Origin of the sequence: Nocardioides seonyuensis (assembly GCF_004683965.1) — a bacterium.
GTDB classification, from domain to species: Bacteria; Actinomycetota; Actinomycetes; order Propionibacteriales; family Nocardioidaceae; genus Nocardioides; species Nocardioides seonyuensis.
In genome coordinates, this window is the sequence record NZ_CP038436.1 from 2,337,898 (window position 1) to 2,360,453 (window position 22,556).

Below are 22,556 nucleotides of genomic sequence, written 5' to 3' on the forward strand. Positions count from 1 at the left end.
CCGAGCCCGCGCGCCGCGAGCTTGTTGATACGGAGTACCGGGTAAGTCAGCGCAGCCAGACGGATGTGTCGGGGGGCAGCCGGTCGGTGACCGGGCCCGACGACACGAGCACCTCGCCCGGCGGCAGCGGCACCGGCGAGGTGCCGCAGTTGAGCAGCACCGTGAGCGGGCCGCGCCGGAAGGCGAGAGTGTCCTTGCCCTGGTCGAGCAGCTCGACCGTGTCACCGGCCACGACGGCGTGCTCGCGCCGTGCCGCCAGGGCGCGGCGGTAGAAGCCGAGCGTCGAGTCGGCGTCGTCGTCCTGGGCGTCGACGGTGAGGGGCGCCCAGTCGGCCGGCTGCGGGATCCACGGCTGCCCGGCACCCGGACCGAAGCCGAAGGGCGGCTCGTCACCGCTCCAGGGGATCGGGACGCGGCACCCGTCGCGACCCTTCTCGGCATCGGGAGAGTCCTTCTGGCGAAGCCACGTGGGGTCCTGCCGGTCCTCGGGGGCGACGTCGACCTCCTCGAGGCCGAGCTCCTCGCCCTGGTAGAGGTAGGACGAGCCCGGCAGCGCCAGCATCGCCAGCGTGGCCGCGCGGGCCCGGGCCAGGCCCTGGGCCCCGCCGCCGTAGCGGGTGGGGTGTCGTACGACGTCGTGGTTGCTGAGCACCCACGTCGGCGACGCCCCGACGGGCTCGACCGCCGCGATCGTCTCGGTGATGACCCGGGCGAACTCGGATGCCGACCACGGCGCCAGCAGCCACGCGAAGTTGAAGGCCTGGTCGAGCTCGTCGGGCCGGACGAACCGCGCCATCGACTCGGGCGTCTGGGTCCAGGCCTCGGCGACCGCCATCCGCTCGGGGCCTGCCTCGTCGAGGATGCGGTGCCACGAGCGGTAGACGTCGTGGACCTCGGGCTGGTCCCACATGGGCTCGTCGTTCAGGACGCGCTCGACCATCTGGCGGCTGCCGGGGGTGCCCACGTGGGGCTCGTGCTCGACCTGGTCGCGCAGGCCCTCCTCCTTGAAGAGGCCGTGGGCGACGTCGACGCGGAAGCCGTCGACCCCGCGGTCGAGCCAGAAGCGCAGCACCTCCTCGAACATCGCCGGCACCTCGGGGTTGCGCCAGTTGAGGTCGGGCTGGGAGGAGTCGAAGAGGTGCAGGTAGAACTGCCCCTCGCCTTCGCTTCCCCCGGGGACCTGGGTCCAGGCGGGGCCGCCGAAGACCGACTCCCAGTTGTTGGGCGGCTTCCCGTCGACGCCGTCGCGGAAGAGATAGCGGTCCCGCTCCGGGCTGCCGGGGCCCGCGGCGAGAGCGGCGCGGAACCACTCGTGCTGGTCACTGGTGTGGTTGGGCACCAGGTCGACGATGACGCGCAGCCCCAGGTCGTGGGCGGTGCGCACGAGGTCGTCGGCGTCGGACAGCGAGCCGAAGAGCGGGTCGACGTCGCGGTAGTCGGAGACGTCGTAGCCGTGGTCCTTCTGCGGCGAGCGGTAGAACGGCGTGAGCCAGACCGCGTCGACCCCCAGGTCGCGCAGGTGGGGCAACCGGCTGGTGATGCCCGGCAGGTCGCCGATGCCGTCGCCGTTGCTGTCGGCGAAGCTGCGGACGTAGATCTCGTAGATGACGGCGTCGCGCCACCATGCCGCGGCGTCGCTCATGCGCGGCTCCTGCTCGCGGTGCCCCCGAACGCCGTCGGGTCGACGGAGATCCAGACGTGCTCGGCGGTGCCGACGACCCGGCCGTCGGCGTCGTACAGCGTGGAGGCGGTGAAGGTCTTGCGCCCCTCGGCGCCGCGCTTCTCGCCGACCACGACGTGCGGCTCGCCGACCACCGGCAGGGTGTCGATACGGGTGGTCATCCGCCCCAGCACCATCAGCCTCTCGCCGAAGTCTGCCGACCAGGCGCCGATGCAGTCGAGCGCCGCCCACGTCGAGGCGACCGAGGCGCGTCGGACGTCGTCGACGTAGGTGTGCCAGTCCTCCGACAGGCTCGGGTGGGGCGTCCATGCCGACGCGGCGCGCTCACCGCCTCCGGGAGCGGGGTCGACCTGGCCGGGGAAGATCCGCAGCCCGTCGCCCTCCTCGCGAGCGGTGCCGCACGCGAAGCAGGTGGGGAAGGGGTGGAAGTCGTGTCCGGGGTACGACGCCTGCGCGGCCAGGGCCGTCTCCGCGTCCACGGGCTCGACCTCGGTCAGGGTGTGCTCGACGAGGCGCGCCTCGGCGATGAGCGCGCCGCCGAAGCTCGCGGACGCGGCGTGCTCGTCGGTCGTCACCTGCATCGCGGTGTCGAGGGGCGGCGGCTGCCGCAGCACCACCTCGATGGTCGGCCACGACTCGGCGCGGTCGCCGGGACAGTCGTCGCCGTCCATGGAGGCCAGCGAACCGGCGGTCCAGCCGCCGTTGCCGGACTCGGGGGGACCGCAGAAGCGGCGGGGCACGATCAGCTCGCTCACCCGGGCCACTGTGCCACGCCGGGGAGGGCGCTGCCCATGCCCCCGCCCATGCCCGCGCCCATGCCCGGCGTCGCGCCGGACCCCGATGGGACACAATGGCCGGGTGAGTGACCTCATCGACACCACCGAGATGTACCTCCGCACGATCTACGAGCTCGTGGAGGAGGGCATCGTGCCGCTGCGGGCCCGCATCGCCGAGCGGCTGCACCAGTCCGGGCCGACGGTGTCCCAGACGGTCGCGCGAATGGAGCGCGACGGGCTGCTCACCATCGAGGGCGACCGTCACCTCGAGCTCACCGAGGAGGGTCGCCAGCTCGCCACCCGGGTGATGCGCAAGCACCGCCTCGCCGAGCGGCTCCTCACCGACGTGATCGGCCTCGACTGGGAGCTCGTGCACGCCGAGGCCTGCCGCTGGGAGCACGTCATCAGCGAGACCGTCGAGCGGCGCCTCGTCGAGCTCCTCGGCAACCCCACCGAGTCGCCCTACGGCAACCCGATCCCCGGCCTCGACGAGCTCGGCCAGGTGCAGCTCGGCGAGGAGTTCATGGACGGCGTCGAGTCGCTGGCCGAGGTCGCCACCCGTGAGGACCAGCGCGTCCACGTGCGCCGCATCTCCGAGGAGATGCAGAAGGACGAGGGCCTGATGGTGGCCCTGCGCCGCGCGGGTGCCCTGCCCGGCAAGACCATCACGGTGGCTGCGACCGACGAGGGCATCCTGGTCGGCTCCGGGGGCGAGACGGCCGAGCTGGTCGTCGAGGCCGCCGAGCACATCTTCGTGCGCCGCGGCTGAGGCTCACCCCGCCAGGTCGACCCTGATGTCGGCGAGCCCTGCGAGGAACTCGCTGCACCCGGCCTCGAGACGGTGGGACGCCAGCTCGTCGCCGCGGGTCGTGCCACGGTTGACGATCACGACGGGCGTCCCCTGCCTGGCTGCGCGCTTGACGAAGCGGAGGCCGCTCATGACGGTCAGGCTCGAGCCGACGACGAGGAGCGCGCCGTCGGCGCCGAGCGCCTCGACCGCCGCGTAGCAGCGCTCGACCCGCGGGGCAGGGACGTTCTCGCCGAAGAACACCACGTCCGGCTTCAGCACGCCGCCGCACTCCGCGCAGGCAGGGACGACGAACCCGGCGGTGTCCTCGAGCTCGACGTCGCCGTCAGGACGGCTGGCCACCGCGTCGTGCGCGTCGAGCCAGCCGGGGTTGAGCACCTCGAGGCGCTCCTGCAGCGCGGCGCGGGGTGTCGTACGACGACAGCCCAGGCAGACCACGTCGGCGATCCGGCCGTGCAGGGCGACCAGGCGCCTGGTGCCGGCGGCCTCGTGGAGGCCGTCGACGTTCTGGGTGATGAGGAGGTCGGGGTCGAGCGCGGCCAGGGCGCGGTGCCCGGTATTGGGCTCGGCCCGTCGCATCCGCGACCAGCCGAGGTGGCTACGAGCCCAGTAGCGCTGCTGCGCCGCCGGCCCGGAGACGAACTCCTGGTAGGTCATCGGCGTGCGCGCCGGCGAGCCGGGGCCGCGGTAGTCCGGGATGCCGGAGTCCGTGGACAGGCCCGCACCCGTCAGCACGACCAGCGCGCGCCCGGCGAGGAAGTCGCAGACCTCCGTGGCGGGCGGGACCGCGGTGGTGCTCACGTGCCGTAGCGCAGCTGCGCGCGAGCCCTGGCCTTGGCGGCCTCGACCTCGCGGTCCTTCGGCGGAGCGTTGGTCACCCAGTCGTCGAGGAGGTGCTCGGTGATGTGGGCGATCTCGGCGACAGCGCGGTCGAAGGCCGCCTGGTTGGCCTGCGACGGCTTGGTCGTCCCACTGACCTTGCGGACGTACTGCAGCGCGGCGGCGGTGACCTCGTCCCGGGTCGCCGGCGGCTCGAAGTTGCTGAGCGGGCGGATGTTGCGGCACATGGCTCTCAGGGTACGTCGAAGAAGGCGACGTCCTCACCCGTGACGAGCACGACCTTCCCGGAGGCGAGCGGCACCAGGCGGACCTGCGCCACGTCGCTGCCGTACTCCACCTCGACCATCTCGTTGGTCATCCGGCCGCCGTCCAGCCGGAGGACGGAGACCCAGCCGGTGCGCCCGGTCCAGCCGTCGGCGACGACGGTGAGGACGGTACGACGCTCCGGCAGCCAGGTGAACTGCCGCGGATCTGTCGCCGCGCCGGCCTGCGTGTGCTTGGCGTAGCGCACCACGTCGAGCTGGCGCGGGTCGGTGAGGTCGGTGACGTCGAAGAGGGCGGCCTGGGCGCCGCGGAGCTCGCCGGAGAGGGAGGCGTCCTGGCCGACCCCGATGAGCCTGCGCTCGCCGAGCGGGTGGAGGTACTCGGAGAAGCCGGGGATCTTCAGCTCGCCGAGGAGCCGCGGGTCGGCAGGGTCGGAGAGGTCGACGGCGTAGAGCGGGTCGACCTGCCGGAAGGTCACCACGATCGCGAGGTCGTCGAACCAGCGCACCGACTTGATCTCCTCGTCCACCCCGAGCTTGTCGACGCGGCCCTCCTCGAGGAGCTCGGAGCCCTCCTCGCGCAGCGTGACGACGGAGTTGAAGTTGCCCGTCTCGGAGGTGGGACCGAGTGCGACGCGCAGCGAGCCGTCCACGACGTCCATCGACCAGCGGTCGGCGACGGAGCCCTCCACCTCGCCGGACGCGACGTACGTCGTCTCCGCGCCGTCGAGCGCGAACGCGTAGAGGCCGGTGGTGCCGTCGGGGTCGTCGTTCCAGGGGAGGGGGCAGGGGCCCCAGCAGTCGCGGATGGCCCCCCACGACGGGCCGGCGGCAAGGTAGAACCGGTCGGCGGAGAAGTACGACGTCGTGGCCTCGGTCGCGACCGCCGTGACCGTGCGCTCGTTGGGGGAGGCCGGGTCGACCGCTACCACTACGGTCGATCCGAGGGTGGCGTCGTCGTCGGTGGGGATCGCGACGTCCTCGCAGCCGACGACCGGCTCGCCGTCGATGGTGGGGAGCCAGTCGGCGAGCTCGGTCTCCCGGACCAGCTGCTCGTTGAACCGCTCGGCACCGCCCGCCCCGAGCTCGTCGCCCGGGTGACGGAAGTCGAGCTCCGGCAGGCCCGCGCGGAGCACGAGGCGTACGACGTCACCGTGCAGGCGGGCGGCGTCCAGCACTCCGCGGATCGTCGTGGTGTCGACGACCTCGGGCGAGGTGGGGTCGGTGAGGTCGACCGTGGTGACCACGGTCTCGCGACCGTCGTCACTGCCCTGCAGCACCACGACGCGCTCGTCGACGAGCAGCAGCTCGGCCGGCTGCGCCGATGCCCGGCTGCGACCGGACAGGGGGAGGGACGCCAGCTCGGCGGGTGCGTCGCCCGAGACGTCGTACAACCGGAGGGTCGAGTCCTGGAGGCGCACGAGGAGTGGGCCCGCGACCTTGACCACGTCGGGCTCGTCGACGCCGGCCTCCTGGACGTTGGTGCCCGACTCGTTGCTCGTGGACCGGCTCGTGGAGACACCGGCAGAGAGCGGCACACCCACCGACCGCTCCGCGCCGGCCGCCCCGACGTCGTCGAAGACCGTCATGCCGCCCTGGTCCCAGCCGTAGGGGCCGACCTGCTCCACACCCCGCTCGACGAAGGAGGCGAGCAGGTCCTCGCACGACTCGGCCGGGGTGAGGTCGGCGTTGGCCAGCCTGATCGGGGGCGTCTCCGCGGGCGGGCCCTCGGCATCGTCAGCGTGACCGAGGGCGTAGCCGGCACCTACGGCCGCGACCAGTCCCGTGGTGGCGAGGGCTGTGGTGAGGACTGTGCGCAGGGTCATGGCGGTGGGACGGCGCCGTGCCGCATCTGGTTCCCGACACCCGGCCGGAATACGGAGGCGCTGTAGCCCCCTCGTGGATCAGGATGACGTCGTGAGGATCCTGTCCGTCAACGCCTGGGGTGGCGCCATGTTCGACGCATTGGCGGCATACCTGCCGGACATCGACGCCGATGTGGTGGCCCTGCAAGAAGTCACCCGGACGCCGGGTCTGCGGGGATGGACCAGGTTCGAGGACCGCGACCGAGCCCTTCCGCAGCGCGCAGACCTGATGACGGACGTCGCCGGGGTGCTCCCGGACCACGAGCCGTGGTTCACCGTCTCGGACACTGGCCCGGTCGTCGCGAACGGCATCGCCCACCGCCAACAGTTCGGCCTCGCCCTCCTCACGCGGCGCTCGTGGGTGCGGATCGCGAGCCGCGAAGCGTTCGTGCACGGCAGCTACGTCGATCACCACGACGAGTGGCCGCACAGCGACCGTCCCCGCGCGGCACAGGTGGCAAGGCTGCGTGGACCCGACGGACGCACGGTCGTCGTCGGGCACGTGCACGGGCTCCGCGACGCGGCCGGCAAGGCAGACACCCCCGCCCGTCGGGCACAGGCCAAGCGGCTCGCCGAGCTCGTCGACTCGGTGCGCGAACCCGGTGACACCGTCGTCGTGTGCGGCGATCTGAACGTCCTGCCCGACAGCGAGACCTTCACGATCCTGAGCGACCTCGGCCTGACCGATCTCGTGGGCTCGGCCGACACGCTCACGGCGCGCTACACCAAGCCCGTGCGCCACGCGAGCTATCTGCTCGTCTCCGACCCGGCCGCAGTGCGCAGGTTCGAGATCGTCACCGAGCCCGAGGTCTCGGACCACAGGGCTCTGCTCGTCGACCTGTGACGGACGTACGCGAGCAGCGCGACCCGCACCGAGCCGTTCATGTCAGCTGGTGGGCAGGGTGAGCGTGCCGGTGGGGGTGACGAGCGCGGTGACTCCGCTGGGGCCGGTCCACAGGTAGGTGCCTGGTGCGGTGCGTTGGTAGCTCCAGCGCCCGGCTGTCTTGGCGCGGTGGTGTCTTCGACACAGCGGCGCGAGATTGTCGGGTCTCGTCTGGCCGTTGCCGTCTTCTCGGGGAGGACCACCTTCGTCGGGGTCCTCGTAGGGCTCGATGTGGTCGAGATCGGCGTGCCGTGACGGGTGGGAGCACCACGGGAAGACGCAGGTCGAGTCTCGGAGAACGGCTTGCTCGGTCATCCGCGGCGGCGGGTCGTGACGGTCGACGGACCAGGTGTCCTCGCTCGCGACGTGAAGCACGGGCTGGATGGTGAGGCGGGAGCGGCCCGCCCACTCCTTGATCTGGTCGAGGGTGACCGGGCCGAGGCCTTCGACGGTGCCGACCCCGCCAGGCCCGCCCGACCAGCCTGCGGCGACGTCAGCGAGGGAGGCGTGGAGGTAGAGCCGGACCTTCGCATCCCGCCGCTCGATGAGGCGGCGGCGCAGCTCGGACTGCTCCTCCGGGGTGGTGGTGTCGTCGTCGAGGAGGCTGGTGAGGTCGAGGCGGGCCTGGGCGTCGGCGATCACACCGAGGGCCTTGGCCTTGCGGACCTCGAAGCTGTCGTCGTCACCGAGGGAACCGAGTGCTTCGGCTTCGGCGCAGACGACGTCGTGGAACCGGGTCAGGTCGAGAGTGTCACCGATCGCGTGGATCTCTGAGGTGGCGCCGCCCTCGCTCGGGTCGCGGTGCTTGAGCTGGACGTCCCACTGCGACCGCGCACGCTTCTCCTTCTCGGCGAGGCTGTCGCCGTCGACGCGGGCGGAAGCTTCGGCGATCAACCGGTCCAGGGCAGCATGCCCGAGGGAACCGACCCTGCCGGCGGTGTGCCGGTCCACCCACAGGGCAGCGTCGAGGGACAGGTCGCGGGTGCGAGCCGCGACCCGGCGGGCCTTCCACGCAGGCACGAATCCGGCCTGGGTCTGCTGCCACAGCACCGGGAGCCGGTGGTGCAGGTCCAGCGAATCCGCGAGCAGCGCCGTCGCAGACGAAGGGGCGATCCCACAAGCGACTGCCAACGGCTCGGCGGTGAACGCCGCCACCGCCGGCGTCCCTGCCCCGCCAAGCGTCTCGGGGGTCTCCAGCACCGACGGCAGGGCAGGCCCATGAGGAGTCTCGACGGCGTCGACGACCGGGTGTGCGATCGCCCACTCGTAGGCAATCCGCAGCTGGTGGACTGCCGCCTCGCGCATCACCGACTCGCACTCGGCCGCCTCCTCCAGCAGGCCGGCCACGCTCGCGTCCGCGAGGTCGACGACCTCGAGATCGGAGTCCGGCTGGGTGCTGGTCATGGGAATACTCAACCAGTCACCACCGACACTGAAGGCCGAGAACGCCTATTCCACAGGGGTTTCGAGACAGGACTCCGTCCTTCCTCAACCAGCGAGGGCGTGGGGTTTCGAGACAGGACTTCGTCCTTCCTCAACCACCGATGGGGCGGAGCCTCTGTCGTTCCTCGAGCACCGGACGGCGGTCGACCGCCGACGTGCCACGATGAGCCGGTGACCGACCGTGATTACGACATCGTCCTGTTCGGCGCGACCGGCTTCACCGGTGGCCTGACCGCCGACTACCTGGCGGCACACGCGCCGGAGGGGATGCGCTGGGCCGTCGCCGGACGCAACCGGGCCAAGCTCGACGACGTGGCGGCACGTCTCGGGGGCGACGTAGGCGTCCTCGTCGCAGACGCCACCGACACCGCCGCCCTCACCGACATCGCCTCGCGTGCGCGGGTCGTGGCCACCACCGTCGGCCCCTACCTCGAGCACGGTGAGCCGCTCGTCGCGGCGTGCGCGGCGGCCGGCACCGACTACCTCGACCTCACCGGCGAGCACGAGTTCGTCGACCGGATGTACCTCGCGCACCACGAGACCGCCGTCGCGTCCGGAGCCCGGATCGTCCACGCGTGCGGCTTCGACTCGATCCCGCACGACCTCGGCGCCCTCTACACCGTGAGCCAGCTCCCCTCGGACCAGCCGATCACCCTGCGGGGGGTCGTGCGCTCGTCGGCCACCTTCTCGGGCGGCACCTTCCACTCAGCCCTCAACCAGATGTCGCGCGCGCGTCAGATGAAGTCCGTCCACGCCGAGCGGCGTCGCGCCGAGGGACGTCCCGAGGGCCGGTCGTCGCGGGCGGTGGCGGGCAGGCCCCACCGTGACCCTGTCCTGGGCTACTGGCTGCTTCCCCTGCCGACCGTCGACCCGCTCGTCGTGGCACGCAGCGGTGCCGCGCTGGCGTCGTACGGCCCCGACTTCCGTTACTCCCACTGGGCCGGCACCAAGACCCTGCACTTCGCCGCGGGTGGTGCGCTGGCGGCGGGAGCGCTCGGCGTGGCCGCGCAGGTCAAGCCACTGCGCGACCTCCTCGGCAGCCGGGTCCCCCAGGGGCAGGGACCCAGCGAGAGCCGGCGCGAGAAGTCCTGGTTCACCGTCGACTTCGTCGGTGAGGCCGGCGGGCAGACGGTGCGAACGCAGGTGAGCGGGGGAGACCCCGGCTACACCGAGACCGCCAAGATGCTCGCCGAGTCGGCCCTGTGCCTGGCGTACGACGCCAACCCGCCCACCGCGGGACAGGTCACTACCGCGGTCGCGATGGGGGAGGCCCTCACCAACCGCCTCGTCAAGGCCGGCATGCGCTTCGAGACCTACTGACAGGACCTACTGACAAGGGCGCCGCCTCCGTGTGGAGGCGACGCCCTCGCGGGGACCAGGGGCCAGGTCAGCGGACGCGCACGGTCTTCGACGTCGCGGCCGGGATGGCCTGGCCGGACCCACCGACGATGACCGCACCGGCACCGGCGAACCGCGCCCGGATGCTCGTCTTGCCCTTCACCTTGAACTTCGCCCGGGCCTTGCCGGTCGAGGACGTGGTGGCGGTCTTGATGGTCTTCCACTTCTTGCCGACCTTCTTCTGGAAGGCGACCTTCTGCTCGGTGACGGGGTAGCTGGAGGACCCGGTCTTCGCGATCAGCTTGGCGGTCGCCTTGACCGTGCGGCCCTTCTTCTTGGCCTTCAGCGACAGGGCCGTCTTGGCGACGCCGACGACCTGGAAGGTGGACGGGGTGCCGGGGATCTCGTCGTAGTAGCCAGTGCCGGCCGCGTCGCGCCACGACTTCAGGATGGGCTGCAGGGTCCAGGTGCCGAGGGGCTCGACGCCGCCGCAGATCTGCATCAGGACGGTGCCGGTCATGGGAGAACCCTTCAGGGTGCCGACGTAGTGGCTGATCCCCTCGGCGCCGTTGGGGTAGAGCGGCTTGATCTCCAGCCACCAGTCCTTCGCATCTGCAGGCAGGTTGACCGAGTAGTTGACCGGGTGGTCGATGCAGTTGTCGCCGGCGTAGGCCGTGGTGGTCGTGGCCGACGACTCGCCCACCGCGTGGGCCGGCGCGGCACCCACGGACACCGTGGTGACGGCGAGCGCAGCCGAGGCGAGGACAGCAGTGAGGGTGGAACGCAATGTCATGGGGGGATCCTCAAGATCGTGAGCAGGTGGAACGGTCGCGACCCTCGCCTCTCGGGAGGGTCGAGGGAATCCTCTCCCACGTTCGTGGCAGCCAAACATTCACCGGGAAACGCGGTCGCGAGGTCGACCACGCGCGCTCGCGGACCTGTGCGGGCTCGTCCGGGACTCCTGGTCCATACCAGTACGGGGGCCGAGAACCGATCGACCGCGTGCATGCAACAAGGAGTCGAGCCACCCCCTCGACGACAGGAAACGGATCAGATGAACCTCGGAGTGACCCTGCTGAGTGCTGCGATCGCCCTCGCATGCGGCGTCGGAACGGCGCATGCCGCCCCGCTCACCACAGCACAGGGCGTGGCCACGCTGGCATCCGGCGCGACCTTCCACCTCGAGGGCTCCACGCTCGTCTACACCGCGTCGCCCGGCGTCAACAACTACCCGTTCGTGGCGGGTGACGCCGGCTCACTGCTGATCTCGGACCCGGCGGAGACGATGGTGCCGGGTGCCGGTTGTGTGCTGACCGACCCGCCGTACGCCGACCAGGTGCTGTGCCCGATGCCGGCCGCGCTCCGGCTGGAGCTCGGTGACGGCGAGGACCGGGACCTCCTCGACCAGACGTTGCCGTCGCTGACGATCACCGTCGTCGGGGGCAGCGGCAACGACGCGCTCTCCGCCAACAACGACGTCGACAACGTGGTCACGCTCGACGGTGGCGACGGTGATGACGTGCTGAACGGCATGAGGTTCGCCGACACCCTGCTGGGCGGTGCGGGCAAGGACGCACTCCACGGCAACGGCGGCGACGACGCACTCCACGGCGGTGACGGCGACGACCACCTCGAGCCCGACACCTACCCTGACGTCGTCGGCAACGACCTCGTCGACGGTGGGCCGGGCTTCGACTCCGTGCAGGACTGGGCCTCCATGACGACCGACCCCGCGTTCGCCATCTCCGTCACCGTGGACGGCCTCGCAAACGACGGGCGTCCCTCCGGGGAGCGCGACAACGTCATCGCTGTCGAGCGGTTCGACGCCATCGCGCCGGGTCACTACGGGCTGGGCGACACCAACGACAGCATCGACCTTCCCAACTACGGCACCTCGGTCGTGCTGGGCAACGCCGGGGCCGACACCATCACGGGCAACGACGGAACCGAGACGATCGACGGTGGCGCCGGCGATGACACCCTCGAGGGCGGCTACGGCCACGACACCATCACGGGCGGGCCTGGCCGCGACACCATCTTCGCGGACGAGACGTCCCAGCGGTGCTCCTACCTGACGGACTGCGTCGTCGTCCCGTTCGGCAACGACCTCATCCTTGCCCGTGACGGCGAGGCAGACGTGATCGACTGCGGCGTCGGCGACGACCGCGCGGTCGTCGACCCGGTCGACACGGCCACCAACTGCGAGGAAGTGGACAGCAACAGCGCCCCGACGCCCGGTACGCCCACGCCGGGCACGTCGGCGCCGGGTACTTCGGCGCCCGGGACCTCGGCACCCGGCCAGGGCTGTGTGGTCCCCAAGCGGCTCAAGGGGCTCACCCTGCGCAAGGCGAGGAAGAAGCTCCAGCGCGCGCACTGCACGACGACCAAGGTGCGCAAGGTGGCGAGCAGGAAGATCCGCAAGGGCCGGGTGGTGAGCGCTGAGCAGAAGGGAGCGGTCGTCATCGTGCGGGTCTCGCGCGGACGCCGCTGAGCGGGTGGTGCAGGTCGCGGTGGTGCCCCAGGCAAGAGTCGAACTTGCGACCTTTCGCTTAGGAGGCGGCTGCTCTATCCACTGAGCTACTGGGGCGTAGGAACCCATCCAACCAAAACCCGCGTGCGAAGCGCGACTTCGGGGGTTGGGACGTGCTTTGCGACGTGGAGTAAGTTTCCTCCCGGTCGGTCAGCATCACTGCCTGGGGGTAGAAGTGTCAGAAGAGTCGCGTCCACCCGCGACCGGCTCTGCCACCCCTGGAACCACCCCCGGCGCACGCAGGGCCGAGGTTGGCCGCAAGCACACCATCGGCCGCGTCATCGTGGCGTCGCTGCTGGTGCTCGGTCTGGTCACCGGCCTCGGCATGGTCTACCTCTACCGCCACCTCAGCGGCAACATCACCGGCGTCTCGCTCGGGGCGTTGGGCGAGGACCGGCCCGAGAAGGTCTACCGAGGCAACGGCGAGCCGCTCAACGTCCTGGTGATGGGCTCGGACTCCCGCGACTGCGAGGGGTGCGGCGTCGACGCCGAGGGGGGCGGCGGGTCCGACACCACGATCCTCGTCCACATCTCCGCCGACCGTGAGCGTGCCTACGCCGTCTCGATCCCGCGTGACTCGATCATCGACCGCCCGGCCTGCGGTGATGACGACGAGATACCGGCGGAGACCGAGGTCAAGTGGAACGCCGCCTACAACGCGGGCGGCCCGGTCTGCACCATGGAGCAGGTCGAGGCGACCACCGACATCTACGTCGACCACTTCGTGGTCGTCGACTTCAATGGGTTCGGAGACATGGTCGACGCCGTGGGCGGCGTGCCCGTCTGTGTCCCCGAGGACATCGACGACCCCAAGCACGAGATCTTCGTCCCGGCCGGCGACCCGTCCGTGCTCACCGGTGACGAGGCCCTCGACTACGTCCGCGCTCGCTACGTCGGCGAGCTGGTCCAGCAGAACGACATCAGCCGCATCCGCCGCCAGCAGGCGTTCATCGCCGCGCTGGTGCGCAAGGTGAAGTCCGCCGGCACCCTCGCGCGGCTCGACAAGGTGGTGCCGTTCCTCGACGCCGCGACCTCGTCGCTCACCACCGACGACGAGCTCGACTCCGTCACCCGCATCGGCAAGCTCGCCATGCAGCTGCAGAGCATCGGCCTCGACAACGTGAAGTTCGTGACGCTGCCGACGGAGTACTACCCCCGCGAGTCCGACCACTGGGGCAGTGTCTACTGGACCCCCGAGGCCGAGCAGATCTGGAAGCTCCTCAACGAGGACAAGCCCCTGCCGCCCAAGCTGCTGTCCAACGCGATCAGCGCCGAGCCGCCCGAGACCTCCAACGAGAGCGAGACCCCCTCGCCGACGGAGACGCCCTCGCCGACCGAGACCCCGTCGCCGTCCGAGACTGCCACCCCTGAGCCTCCTGCCCAGACCGAGACGCCGGAGCCGGAGCCCGTCCCGGGAGTCTGCGCGTGAGCGACCAGCCCGGCGACGAGCAGCCCGGCGACGACCAGCCCGGCGACGAGCAGCCCGACGACGAGCAGGACGTCGTACCCGACGAGACGGACGCACAGGCCCGCGCGCGGGCAGAGGCCGCCCGTCAGCGGCGCCTCGACGAGGTCTTCGGCAGCGGGGAGCACCACGGCGGCGGCAAGGGCGATGCGTGGTACCGCGGCGAGGTCCCGCCCCACCACGGCTGAGAACGAGACAGTCCGCTGCAAGATGCCGGTCACATGACGTGGCCGAGCGGCATTTCGCAGCGGACTATCCGGGGTGCAGGCTCAGACGGCGCCGCCGCGGCTGCGCAGGGCGTCGCGGATGTCGGTGAGGAGGACGATGTCCTCGGGGGTGCCCTCCTCGTCGGAGGGGAAGAACTTCTCCTTGGCCTTGGTGTAGGGCACGATCACGAAGAAGTAGACGACCGCGGCCATGATCAGGAACGCGATCACCGCGTTGAGGAACGCCCCGAAGCTCTGGGGGTCGTTCGCGAAGATGTCGTCGGCGGACTCGGGCATCAGGCCGGTGAGCCACTCGGTGAACGTGGTGACGACCTCGGCGAAGGCCAGGGCGACGATCAGGCCGGTCGCGATCTCGATCAGGTTGCCCCGCAGGACGAAGTTCTTGAAGCCGCTCACGTGGATCTCCTTCTTCAGGCCCCTAGGCGGAGCCACGATTGGATGACGACCAGCCACGTTAGCGTCAGTAGCCCACCGTGAGGAACTGCGACAGCGCCGCGCTCGTGACGTCGAGCGAGTCGTGGGCCGCCACGGCCATCACGACGAGGGCGCCGCCGCCGTGTCCACCGGCCGGACCCTCGGGCAGCCCCTCGGGGACGGCGAGCACCGTCGCGCCGGTGGTCACGACCTGGGCGGCACCGGTGCCCGGGTCGGTCGCGAGGAGGTCGACCACGTCGCCGGGTCGCAGCAGCGCCGCCATCCCGGCGTCGGGGAGCCGCACGGGCAGCACGGCGTCATCCGGGTGGGCCTCGGCCAGCGAGCGTCCGACGAGACGCACCGAGGTCAGTGGCTCGCCCCGGGTGACCGGGGATGCCAGCACCCGCCCGACCGCGTCGGAGGCCAGCCGGTCGGGCGCCGCTCCAGCGGGCAGGGCGCGCATGCTGACGTCGCCGTCCGCCAGCCGCACGCCTGCCGGGAGGTCACGCGTCGCGACGGGGACCTCCACCGAGGCGGGTGTGGGAGGCGAGGCGACCCGCATCGCGGCCAGCACAGCGGCGCCGGCCAGGCCGGCCGCGATCAGGCGGCGGCGTCGCAGGACCCGGCGGCGCAGGCCGCGCAGGCGGCGTCGCAGGACGGACGTGGGACCCCCGGGCGAGTGCATCCGACGACCGTAGGGCGCGACGGGGTGGGCGTGCGCGCTCTCTCCACAGGGTCAGTCGGAGGAGGAGCCCGAGGAGTTCGTCGTCGACGTCGACGGCGTGGAGGGCGTGCTGCTGCTGGAGGACTTGCCCTCGCCGCTGGAGGAGGACTTGGTCGCGGTGTCCGAGGAGCTCGAGCCGGAGCGGCTGTCGGTGCGGTAGAAGCCCGAGCCCTTGAACACCACGCCGACGGCGTTGAAGACCTTGCGCAGCCGTCCGTCGCACTCGGGGCAGTGGGTGAGCGCGTCGTCGCTGAAGCTCTGGAACTGTTCGAAGGCGTGACCGCACTCGGTGCAGGCGTACTGGTACGTGGGCATGGTGGCCAAATCTTACTGCACGGGTACGGCACAATTGCCGCGCGATGAGCGAGCACGAGCAGGACCCCGCCCCCGTCTCTGTCGACGAGCCGTCTGCCTGGCAACGGTTCTGGGCGGCGCCGCGCCCCGTCCGCTGGACAGCCTGGGTCGCCGTCGGGGTCGTGCTCCTGCTCCTCGTGCTCGCGGGCGTGGGCACCTACTTCGTACGCCGACCGCTGCCGCAGACCGGCGGCGAGGCGAGGCTTCCCGGCCTGACCGGCGAGGTCGAGGTCGTCCGCGACGATCACGGGATCCCGCACATCTACGCCGACACCGACGCCGACCTGCTGCGCGCCCAGGGCTACGTGCAGGCCCAAGAGCGCTTCTTCGAGATGGACGTGCGTCGTCACGTGACCTCGGGCCGCCTCTCGGAGATCTTCGGCGAGGAGACGCTCGAGACCGACAAGTTCATCCGCACGATGGGCTGGCGCCGGGTCGCCGAGGACGAGTGGGCCCTCCTGCAGCCGGCCACCCGCGACGCGCTGACGGCGTACTCCGAGGGCGTCAACGCGTATCTCGAGGACCGCGGCACCTCCAGCATCGCGGTGGAGTACTCCGTGCTCGGTCTGGGCGGCCTGCGCTACACGCCGGAGCCGTGGACACCGGTCGACTCCCTCGCGTGGCTCAAGGCGATGGCGTGGGACCTGCGCGGCAACATGGAGGCCGAGGTCGACCGGGTGCTGCTCTCCCTCGAGCACGACGAGGAGGAGGTCGCGCAGCTCTACCCCGACTACGACCACGACGCCCATCCGCCGATCGTCGACACCGGCGGTGTCGTCGACGGCGTCTTCGAGCAGAACGCCAGCGGAAACGCCACGCGCGACCCCAAGCGCCCGCCCTACCCCGACGAGGCCATCGACGCGCTGCGACGCGTGCGCGACCAGGCCGACGCGATGCCCGCGCTGCTCGGTCGGGGCGACGGGATCGGCAGCAACTCCTGGGTCGTCGACGGCGACCACAGCAACACCGGGGCCCCGCTGCTGGCCAACGACCCGCACCTCGGCGTCAGCCAGCCGGGGGTGTGGATGCAGATGGGCCTGCACTGCCGCGAGGCCGGGCCCGACTGCACGCTCGACGTCGCCGGCTTCACGTTCTCCGGCGTCCCCGGGATCGTGATCGGTCACAACGCCGACATCGCGTGGGGCTTCACCAACCTGGGACCGGACGTCACCGACCTCTACCTCGAGCAGACCGAGGGTGACGACCGCTGGGTCCAGGACGGCGAGACCCAGCCCATGCGCGTGCGCCACGAGACCATCGAGGTGCTCGGGGGCGACGACTTCGACCTCCGCATCCGCGAGACCGACCACGGGCCGCTGATCAGCGACGTCTCCGCGGACTTCGCGACCCTGGGAGCCAACGCGCCCACCGACGAGCCGGGGGACCGCGGCAGCGGCTACGCCGTCGCGCTCGAGTGGACCGCGCTGGACCCCGCTCCCACCGCCGACGCGATCCTGATGCTCAACCAGGCCTCCGACTGGGACGAGTTCCGCGCGGCGGCCGCGGCGTTCGCCGTACCCGCCCAGAACCTCGTCTACGCCGACCGCGAGGGGCACATCGGCTACCAGGCGCCCGGCCGGATCCCGATCCGCAAGTCCGGCAACGACGGCTCGATGCCGGTGGAGGGCTGGATCTCCGCCAACGACTGGACCGGCGACTTCATCCCCTTCGACGGGCTGCCCAGCGTGCTCGACCCGGAGGAGGGGTTCATCGTCACCGCCAACCAGGCGGTGATCGACGAGGAGTACCCCTACCTGCTCACCCGCGACTGGGACCTCGGCTACCGCTCGACGCGCATCCGCGACCTGCTGGAGCAGGAGGGGGAGCTGTCGGTCTCGGAGATGGCAGACCTCCAGCTCGACACCGCCAACCCGATGGCCCCGGTGCTGGTGCCCTACCTCCTCGACATCGGCGAGCTGCCGTCGGGCTACTACCGCCAGGCCCAGGAGCTGCTCGCCTCCTGGGACTTCTCCCAGCCCGCCGACAGCGCCCCCGCGGCCTACTTCAACGTGGTCTGGCGCAACCTGCTCGAGCTGACCTTCCACGACGAGCTGCGGCCCGGCAACTGGCCCAACGGCGACGACCGCTGGTTCGCCGTCGTCACCGAGATGCTCGACCACCCCGCCGGCCCGTGGTGGGACGACGTGCGGACCGACGGCACCGAGACGCGCGACGACATCCTGCTCGCGGCGATGACCGAGGCCCGCGACGAGCTGACCGAGCGACGCTCACGCGACCCGCAGCTGTGGGAGTGGGGTCAGCTGCACCGCATGAACCTCCACTCCAGCACCCTCGGCGAGTCCGGCATCGGGCTGGTCGAGCGGCTCGTCAACCGCGACGGCTGGGAGGTCGGCGGCGGCAGCGCCATCGTCGATGCCACCTCGTGGGACGCGGCCCAGGGCTATGAGGTCACGGCCGCGCCGTCGATGCGCATGGTCGTCTCGCTCGCCGACTGGGACGCCTCACGGTGGATCAACCTCACCGGCGTCTCCGGTCACCCGGCCTCCTCGCACTACTCCGACCAGACCGAGCTGTGGGTCGCCGGCGACTACCTGCCCTGGGCCTTCTCCCGGGAGGCCGTCGACGAGGCGGCCGAGGACACGCTCACCCTGGTGCCTCCAGACGCGGGTTGAGGAGGCGCGCTGGCGCCGTCACGAAACCAGGCCGGGTTTCGTGACAGGACTCCGTCCTTCCTCAACCATCGAGGGCGGTGAGCGCCACCACGCCCCGCGGGGCGAGGGCGTGCGAGACCCGGCGGTCGTGGGCCTCGACGGGCACGGCGAGGCCGACCTCGTCGTCGTACAGCACAACCGCCGTGGGTGTGCCGGACCCGACCCGGGCGAGCGCGCGGTCGTAGGACCCGCCCCCGCGGCCGAGACGGTCGCCGGCGGGGGAGACCGCGAGGCCCGGGACCAGCACCACGTCGGCAGCTCGCACCGCGTCGACCCCCAGCGTCGCTCCGGTCGGCTCCTGCAGGCCACGAGCTGCCGACATGATGTCGTCGGGGCCGGTGTACGCCGCCCAGTCCAGGTCGTTGTCGTCGAGCAGCACCGGCAGCAGCACGCGCGTGCCCGAGGCCAGCAGCGCGTCCAGCAGGGGCCGGGTGCCGGGCTCGGTGCCGACGGAGACGTAGGCAGCCACGGTGCGGGCACGCGACACGGCCTCCCACGCGAGCGCCTGCGCACGGATCGCCTCGGCCGCGGCGTCGCGCGCGGCAGGCGGGCGGAGCGTCCGCGCGGCCAGCACGGAGGCGCGCAGCGGTCCCTTGCCCTGACCGCCGACCGACCCGTTCACCGGGTCAGCCTACGATCGGGAGCATGGGTAGCAAGCAGACCGGCGGCGGGCTCGACCTGGCGCGCGCGAAGATGCGGGACGCGGGGGTCGACCCGGTCGCGATCGACACCTTCGCCCACTACTACCGCCTCCTCGAGCACGGCGAGACCGGGATGATCCCCGAAGACACGATCGAGCCGCTCGACATGGAGTCGCTGGCCGACGTCCAGGTCGACGACGAGGCCGCGGCCGAGGCGATCCGGCACACCGCGGTGATCAAGCTCAACGGCGGTCTCGGCACCTCCATGGGCATGGATCGCGCCAAGTCGCTGCTCTGCGTGCGCCGCGGGCTGAGCTTCCTCGACATCATCGCCCGCCAGGTGCTCCACCTCCGCCAGGAGTACGACGCCACGTTGCCGCTGCTGTTCATGAACTCCTTCCGCACCTCGGCCGACACGATGGCCGCGCTGGCCCGCTACGAGGACCTGCCGGTGAAGGGGCTCCCGCTGGAGTTCCTGCAGAACAAGGTGCCGAAGCTCCTCGAGGCCGACCTGATGCCTGCGGCACTGCCGCGCGACCCCGACCTGGAGTGGTGTCCGCCGGGTCACGGCGACATCTACACCGCCCTGCGCGGCACCGGCCTGCTGGGCACGCTGATCGACGCGGGCTACCGCCACGTCTTCGTGTCCAACTCCGACAACCTCGGTGCAGTCCCCGACGCCCGGGTGGCGGGCTGGTTCGCGACCAGTGGCGCACCGTTCGCCATCGAGGCCGTGCGCCGGACCCCCTCCGACCGCAAGGGCGGTCACTTCGCGCGCCGCAAGGCCGACGGCCGGATCGTGCTGCGTGAGTCGGCCCAGACGCTCAAGTCGGACCAGGCCGCCCTGGCTGACCTCGAGCGCCACCGGTTCATGTCCACCAACAACCTGTGGTTCGACCTGCAGGCGATGGTCGACGCGCTCGACGCCCGCGGCGGCATCCTCGGGCTGCCGCTGATCCGCAACGTGAAGAACCTCGACCCCGCCGACCCGAGCACCCCCAAGGTCATCCAGGTCGAGACCGCCATGGGCGCGGCCATCGAGGTGTTCGAGGGCGCCCGCACCATCGAGGTCGGCCGTGACCGTTTCGTCCCGGTCAAGACGACCAACGACCTGCTCGTGCTGCGCTCCGACATCTACGACCTCGCGGGCGACTTCACCCTGGACCAGGCGGCCGACGAGGTGCCTTTCATCGACCTCGACGGCGAGTTCTACAAGCTGGTCGGCGACTTCGACAAGAGGTTCCCCGAGGGGGCTCCGTCGCTGCGCGAGGCCACGTCCTTGAAGATCGAGGGCGACTTCACGTTCGGGCCCGGAGTCTCGGTCGTCGGTGAGGTGTCCCTCGACTCGCCCTCGGCCCAGCGCATCGCGGCGGGCGAGCGGCTGGGCGAGGAGTCAGATGGCTGACCCGACCCCGGCCGGACTCATCCCGGTGGCCGACCTGGTCGAGCGGATCCTCGACACCGTCTCGCCGCTGCCTGCGTTCCCGCAGCCGCTGATGGACACCTTGGGCCTCGCCCTGGCCGAGGACGTGGTGGCCCCGATCTCGCTGCCCAGCTTCGACAACTCCGGCATGGACGGCTACGCCGTGGTCCACTCCGACGTCGAGGGTGCCAGCGAGGACGCTCCCGTGAGCCTGCCCGTGGTCGGCGAGATCGGCGCGGGCCGCGCCACGATCCTCGCGCTCTCGCCCGGCACGGCCGTCAAGATCATGACGGGTGCCCCGGTGCCGAAGGGCGCGACGGCCGTCGTCCCCTACGAGTGGACCGACCGCGGCGTCGCCCGCGTCGAGATCAGCCGGGCGCCCCGCGAGGGCCAGCACGTCCGCCCGGCCGGTGACGACGTCCGCGAGGGCGACATGCTGCTCGAGGAGGGCACCCCGCTGGGTCCACGCCACCTCGGCCTGCTCGCCGCCGTGGGCCGCGCCACGGTCCGCTCCCGCCCGCGCCCGCGGGTCGTGATCATCTCCACCGGTTCCGAGCTCCGCGAGCCGGGCTCGACCCTGGCCCGCGACGCGATCTACGACGCCAACTCCTTCCTGCTGGCGGCCGCCGCCCGGGCGGCGGGGGCGATCGCCTACCGCGTCGGGATCGTCCCGGACGACCCGACCGCCTTCACCGAGGCGCTCACCGACCAGCTCGTGCGCGCCGACCTGATCGTGACCACGGGCGGCGTCAGCGAGGGCGACTTCGACGTCGTCAAGGAGACCCTGTCCTCCCACGGCTCGATGTGGTTCGGTGGCGTGGCGATGCAGCCCGGCAAGCCGCAGGGCTTCGGCACGATCGGCGTCGACGAGACGCCGGTGTTCACCCTCCCGGGCAACCCCGTCTCTGCCTACGTCTCCTTCGACACCTTCGTGCTGCCCGCCATCCGCCGGATGATGGGGATGCTGCCCTACGAGCGGCCGACCTCACGCGCGCGCCTCACCCACGGGATCTCCTCCCCCGAGGGCAAGCTCCAGCTCGTGCGCGCGGTGCACGAGTCCGACCGTGGCGGCACCTTCGTCTCGCCCGTGGGCGGCCACGGCTCCCACCTGATCGGCGACCTGGCCGCGGCCAACGCCCTCATCGTCGTACCCCCGGAGACGACGGCGCTGCAGGCCGGCGACATGGTCGCGATCCGCAAGCTCGACGAGGAGTTCTGATGGCCGCAGACAGGTTGACCCACGTCGACGAGCGCGGGGCGGCCCGCATGGTCGACGTGTCCGGCAAGGACGTCACGGCCCGTACGGCCACCGCGTCGGGCCGCGTGCTCGTCACCGCCGCGGTGGTCGAGCTGCTCCGCGGTGAGGGCGTCCCCAAGGGCGACACCCTCGCGGTGGCCAGGCTGGCTGGCATCATGGGCGCCAAGCAGACCCCGTCGCTGATCCCGTTGTGCCACCCCCTGGCGATCTCGGGCGTCGAGGTCGACCTCGTGGTGACCGACGAGTCGGTCGACATCACCGCGACGGTGCGCACCACCGACCGGACCGGTGTGGAGATGGAGGCGCTGACCGCCGTGTCGGTCGCGGCGCTGACGGTCGTCGACATGGTCAAGGCGGTCGACAAGTCGGCCGTCATCACCGACGTCCGCGTCGAGACCAAGACCGGTGGCAAGAGCGGCGACTGGAGCCGGTCGTGACCCTGCCGGCCACGGTCGTGGTGGCGTCCAACCGCGCAGCCGCCGGGGTCTACCCCGACGAGACCGGCCCGCTGATCACGGCCTGGCTGGGCCGGCACGGGTTCGAGTGCGGCGACCCCGTCGTCGTACCCGACGGGGACCCGGTCGGCCAGGCCATCCGCGCCGCTCTCGAGGGCGGGGCGCGGGTCGTGCTCACCACGGGCGGCACCGGGCTGACGCCGACCGACCGGACTCCGGAGGCCACCGCGCCGCTGCTGGACCGGCAGGTGCCCGGGCTGGCGGACGCGATCCGGTCCGCCGGCGTCGCCAAGGGCGTGCCCACGGCCGTGCTGTCCAGGGGCCTCGCGGGGGTCGCCGGCCGGTGCCTGGTCGTCAACCTGCCCGGCTCCCGAGGAGGGGTGAAGGACGCGCTCGAGGTGCTCGAGCCGGTGCTCCAGCACGCGGTCGAGCAGGTCGTGGGGAGCGACCACTGACGGCGCCGGGCTGGCCGGTCCGCCTCGAGGGCGACGACGGT

At 71.6% G+C, this 22,556-nt stretch carries 22 protein-coding genes and 1 tRNA gene; 11 read left to right on the plus strand and 12 right to left on the minus strand.

The window, feature by feature from the left end; all coding sequences use genetic code 11:
- Nucleotides 1–46: 46 nt before the first annotated feature.
- Both EXE58_RS11360 and EXE58_RS11365 read right to left on the minus strand, forming a co-directional pair.
- Nucleotides 47–1,642 carry a glycoside hydrolase family 13 protein gene (locus tag EXE58_RS11360; protein ID WP_135267991.1) on the minus strand — a complete coding sequence of 532 codons (1,596 nt, stop codon included), beginning with the start codon at nt 1,640–1,642 and terminating at the stop codon, nt 47–49.
- Nucleotides 1,639–2,436 (minus strand): hypothetical protein, encoded by a 798-nt coding sequence (locus EXE58_RS11365; protein ID WP_208543987.1) that lies wholly within the window; start codon nt 2,434–2,436, stop codon nt 1,639–1,641. The genes EXE58_RS11360 and EXE58_RS11365 overlap by 4 nt, the downstream gene beginning before the upstream one ends.
- Nucleotides 2,437–2,539: 103 nt before the next feature.
- Here EXE58_RS11365 and EXE58_RS11370 point away from each other — a divergent pair, with 103 nt between their 5' ends.
- Nucleotides 2,540–3,226 (plus strand): iron-dependent transcriptional repressor DtxR, encoded by a 687-nt coding sequence (locus EXE58_RS11370; RefSeq protein WP_135267993.1) that lies wholly within the window; start codon nt 2,540–2,542, stop codon nt 3,224–3,226.
- 3 nt (nt 3,227–3,229) lie between these two features.
- On the opposite strand, the gene EXE58_RS11375 is transcribed toward EXE58_RS11370, so the two are convergent.
- Genes EXE58_RS11375 through EXE58_RS11385 form a run of 3 tightly spaced genes read right to left on the minus strand, consistent with a single transcriptional unit; the run spans nt 3,230 to nt 6,194 of the window.
- The gene (locus EXE58_RS11375; protein WP_135267994.1) at nt 3,230–4,066 is read right to left on the minus strand and encodes an NAD-dependent protein deacetylase; all 837 of its coding nucleotides are present in this window, start codon (nt 4,064–4,066) and stop codon (nt 3,230–3,232) included.
- Nucleotides 4,063–4,332 carry a DUF2277 domain-containing protein gene (locus tag EXE58_RS11380; protein WP_135267995.1) on the minus strand — a complete coding sequence of 90 codons (270 nt, stop codon included), beginning with the start codon at nt 4,330–4,332 and terminating at the stop codon, nt 4,063–4,065. Before EXE58_RS11380 ends, EXE58_RS11375 begins: the two co-directional genes overlap by 4 nt.
- 5 nt (nt 4,333–4,337) lie before the next feature.
- On the minus strand, nt 4,338–6,194 hold the full coding sequence (locus EXE58_RS11385; RefSeq protein ID WP_135267996.1) for a beta-propeller domain-containing protein: 1,857 nt from the start codon (nt 6,192–6,194) through the stop codon (nt 4,338–4,340).
- A gap of 91 nt (nt 6,195–6,285) precedes the next feature.
- On the opposite strand from EXE58_RS11385, the gene EXE58_RS11390 reads away from it, so the two are divergent.
- Nucleotides 6,286–7,077 (plus strand): endonuclease/exonuclease/phosphatase family protein, encoded by a 792-nt coding sequence (locus EXE58_RS11390; protein ID WP_135267997.1) that lies wholly within the window; start codon nt 6,286–6,288, stop codon nt 7,075–7,077.
- Nucleotides 7,078–7,119: 42 nt separating this feature from the next.
- On the opposite strand, the gene EXE58_RS11395 is transcribed toward EXE58_RS11390, so the two are convergent.
- A complete protein-coding gene (locus tag EXE58_RS11395; RefSeq protein ID WP_244242183.1) occupies nt 7,120–8,520 on the minus strand; it encodes an HNH endonuclease signature motif containing protein in 1,401 nt (466 codons plus the stop codon).
- A 210-nt stretch (nt 8,521–8,730) separates the two neighbouring features.
- Here EXE58_RS11395 and EXE58_RS11400 point away from each other — a divergent pair, with 210 nt between their 5' ends.
- Nucleotides 8,731–9,879, plus strand: a complete 1,149-nt coding sequence (locus EXE58_RS11400; RefSeq protein WP_244242184.1) for a saccharopine dehydrogenase family protein — start codon at nt 8,731–8,733, stop codon at nt 9,877–9,879.
- 67 nt (nt 9,880–9,946) lie between these two features.
- On the opposite strand, the gene EXE58_RS11405 is transcribed toward EXE58_RS11400, so the two are convergent.
- Entirely contained in the window at nt 9,947–10,690 is a 744-nt protein-coding gene (locus EXE58_RS11405) for a hypothetical protein (protein ID WP_135268000.1), read from the minus strand.
- 261 nt (nt 10,691–10,951) lie between these two features.
- On the opposite strand from EXE58_RS11405, the gene EXE58_RS11410 reads away from it, so the two are divergent.
- The gene (locus tag EXE58_RS11410) at nt 10,952–12,388 is read left to right on the plus strand and encodes a calcium-binding protein (RefSeq protein ID WP_167288834.1); all 1,437 of its coding nucleotides are present in this window, start codon (nt 10,952–10,954) and stop codon (nt 12,386–12,388) included.
- 20 nt (nt 12,389–12,408) lie between these two features.
- On the opposite strand, the gene EXE58_RS11415 is transcribed toward EXE58_RS11410, so the two are convergent.
- Nucleotides 12,409–12,484: transfer RNA gene (locus EXE58_RS11415), tRNA-Arg, on the minus strand.
- Nucleotides 12,485–12,602: 118 nt separating this feature from the next.
- Here EXE58_RS11415 and EXE58_RS11420 point away from each other — a divergent pair.
- Nucleotides 12,603–13,856, plus strand: a complete 1,254-nt coding sequence (locus tag EXE58_RS11420) for an LCP family protein (RefSeq protein ID WP_135268002.1) — start codon at nt 12,603–12,605, stop codon at nt 13,854–13,856.
- Nucleotides 13,853–14,080, plus strand: coding sequence for a hypothetical protein (locus EXE58_RS11425; RefSeq protein ID WP_135268003.1), 228 nt, complete (start codon nt 13,853–13,855; stop codon nt 14,078–14,080). The genes EXE58_RS11420 and EXE58_RS11425 overlap by 4 nt, the downstream gene beginning before the upstream one ends.
- A gap of 81 nt (nt 14,081–14,161) precedes the next feature.
- On the opposite strand, the gene EXE58_RS11430 is transcribed toward EXE58_RS11425, so the two are convergent.
- From EXE58_RS11430 to EXE58_RS11440, 3 genes are all read right to left on the minus strand, one after another.
- Nucleotides 14,162–14,515, minus strand: coding sequence for an MscL family protein (locus EXE58_RS11430; RefSeq protein WP_135268004.1), 354 nt, complete (start codon nt 14,513–14,515; stop codon nt 14,162–14,164).
- Nucleotides 14,516–14,579: 64 nt separating this feature from the next.
- Nucleotides 14,580–15,218 carry an SAF domain-containing protein gene (locus EXE58_RS11435; protein ID WP_135268005.1) on the minus strand — a complete coding sequence of 213 codons (639 nt, stop codon included), beginning with the start codon at nt 15,216–15,218 and terminating at the stop codon, nt 14,580–14,582.
- 51 nt (nt 15,219–15,269) lie between these two features.
- Nucleotides 15,270–15,572, minus strand: coding sequence for an FmdB family zinc ribbon protein (locus EXE58_RS11440; RefSeq protein ID WP_135268006.1), 303 nt, complete (start codon nt 15,570–15,572; stop codon nt 15,270–15,272).
- 44 nt (nt 15,573–15,616) lie between these two features.
- On the opposite strand from EXE58_RS11440, the gene EXE58_RS11445 reads away from it, so the two are divergent.
- Nucleotides 15,617–18,244, plus strand: coding sequence for a penicillin acylase family protein (locus tag EXE58_RS11445; RefSeq protein WP_135268007.1), 2,628 nt, complete (start codon nt 15,617–15,619; stop codon nt 18,242–18,244).
- 61 nt (nt 18,245–18,305) lie between these two features.
- On the opposite strand, the gene EXE58_RS11450 is transcribed toward EXE58_RS11445, so the two are convergent.
- Entirely contained in the window at nt 18,306–18,905 is a 600-nt protein-coding gene (locus EXE58_RS11450) for a 5-formyltetrahydrofolate cyclo-ligase (protein ID WP_244242185.1), read from the minus strand.
- A 23-nt stretch (nt 18,906–18,928) separates the two neighbouring features.
- Between EXE58_RS11450 and EXE58_RS11455 the strand changes: the two genes are divergently transcribed.
- The 4 genes from EXE58_RS11455 to EXE58_RS11470 are packed head-to-tail and all read left to right on the plus strand — an operon-like array spanning nt 18,929 to nt 22,515.
- Complete coding sequence (locus EXE58_RS11455) at nt 18,929–20,329, plus strand: UTP--glucose-1-phosphate uridylyltransferase (protein ID WP_135268008.1); 1,401 nt, start codon at nt 18,929–18,931, stop codon at nt 20,327–20,329.
- Entirely contained in the window at nt 20,322–21,566 is a 1,245-nt protein-coding gene (glp, locus tag EXE58_RS11460; RefSeq protein WP_135268009.1) for a molybdotransferase-like divisome protein Glp, read from the plus strand. The genes EXE58_RS11455 and glp overlap by 8 nt, the downstream gene beginning before the upstream one ends.
- Nucleotides 21,566–22,042 (plus strand): cyclic pyranopterin monophosphate synthase MoaC, encoded by a 477-nt coding sequence (gene moaC, locus EXE58_RS11465; protein WP_135268010.1) that lies wholly within the window; start codon nt 21,566–21,568, stop codon nt 22,040–22,042. Before glp ends, moaC begins: the two co-directional genes overlap by 1 nt.
- On the plus strand, nt 22,039–22,515 hold the full coding sequence (locus tag EXE58_RS11470; RefSeq protein ID WP_135268011.1) for a MogA/MoaB family molybdenum cofactor biosynthesis protein: 477 nt from the start codon (nt 22,039–22,041) through the stop codon (nt 22,513–22,515). The genes moaC and EXE58_RS11470 overlap by 4 nt, the downstream gene beginning before the upstream one ends.
- The last annotated feature ends 41 nt before the right edge of the window (nt 22,516–22,556 follow it).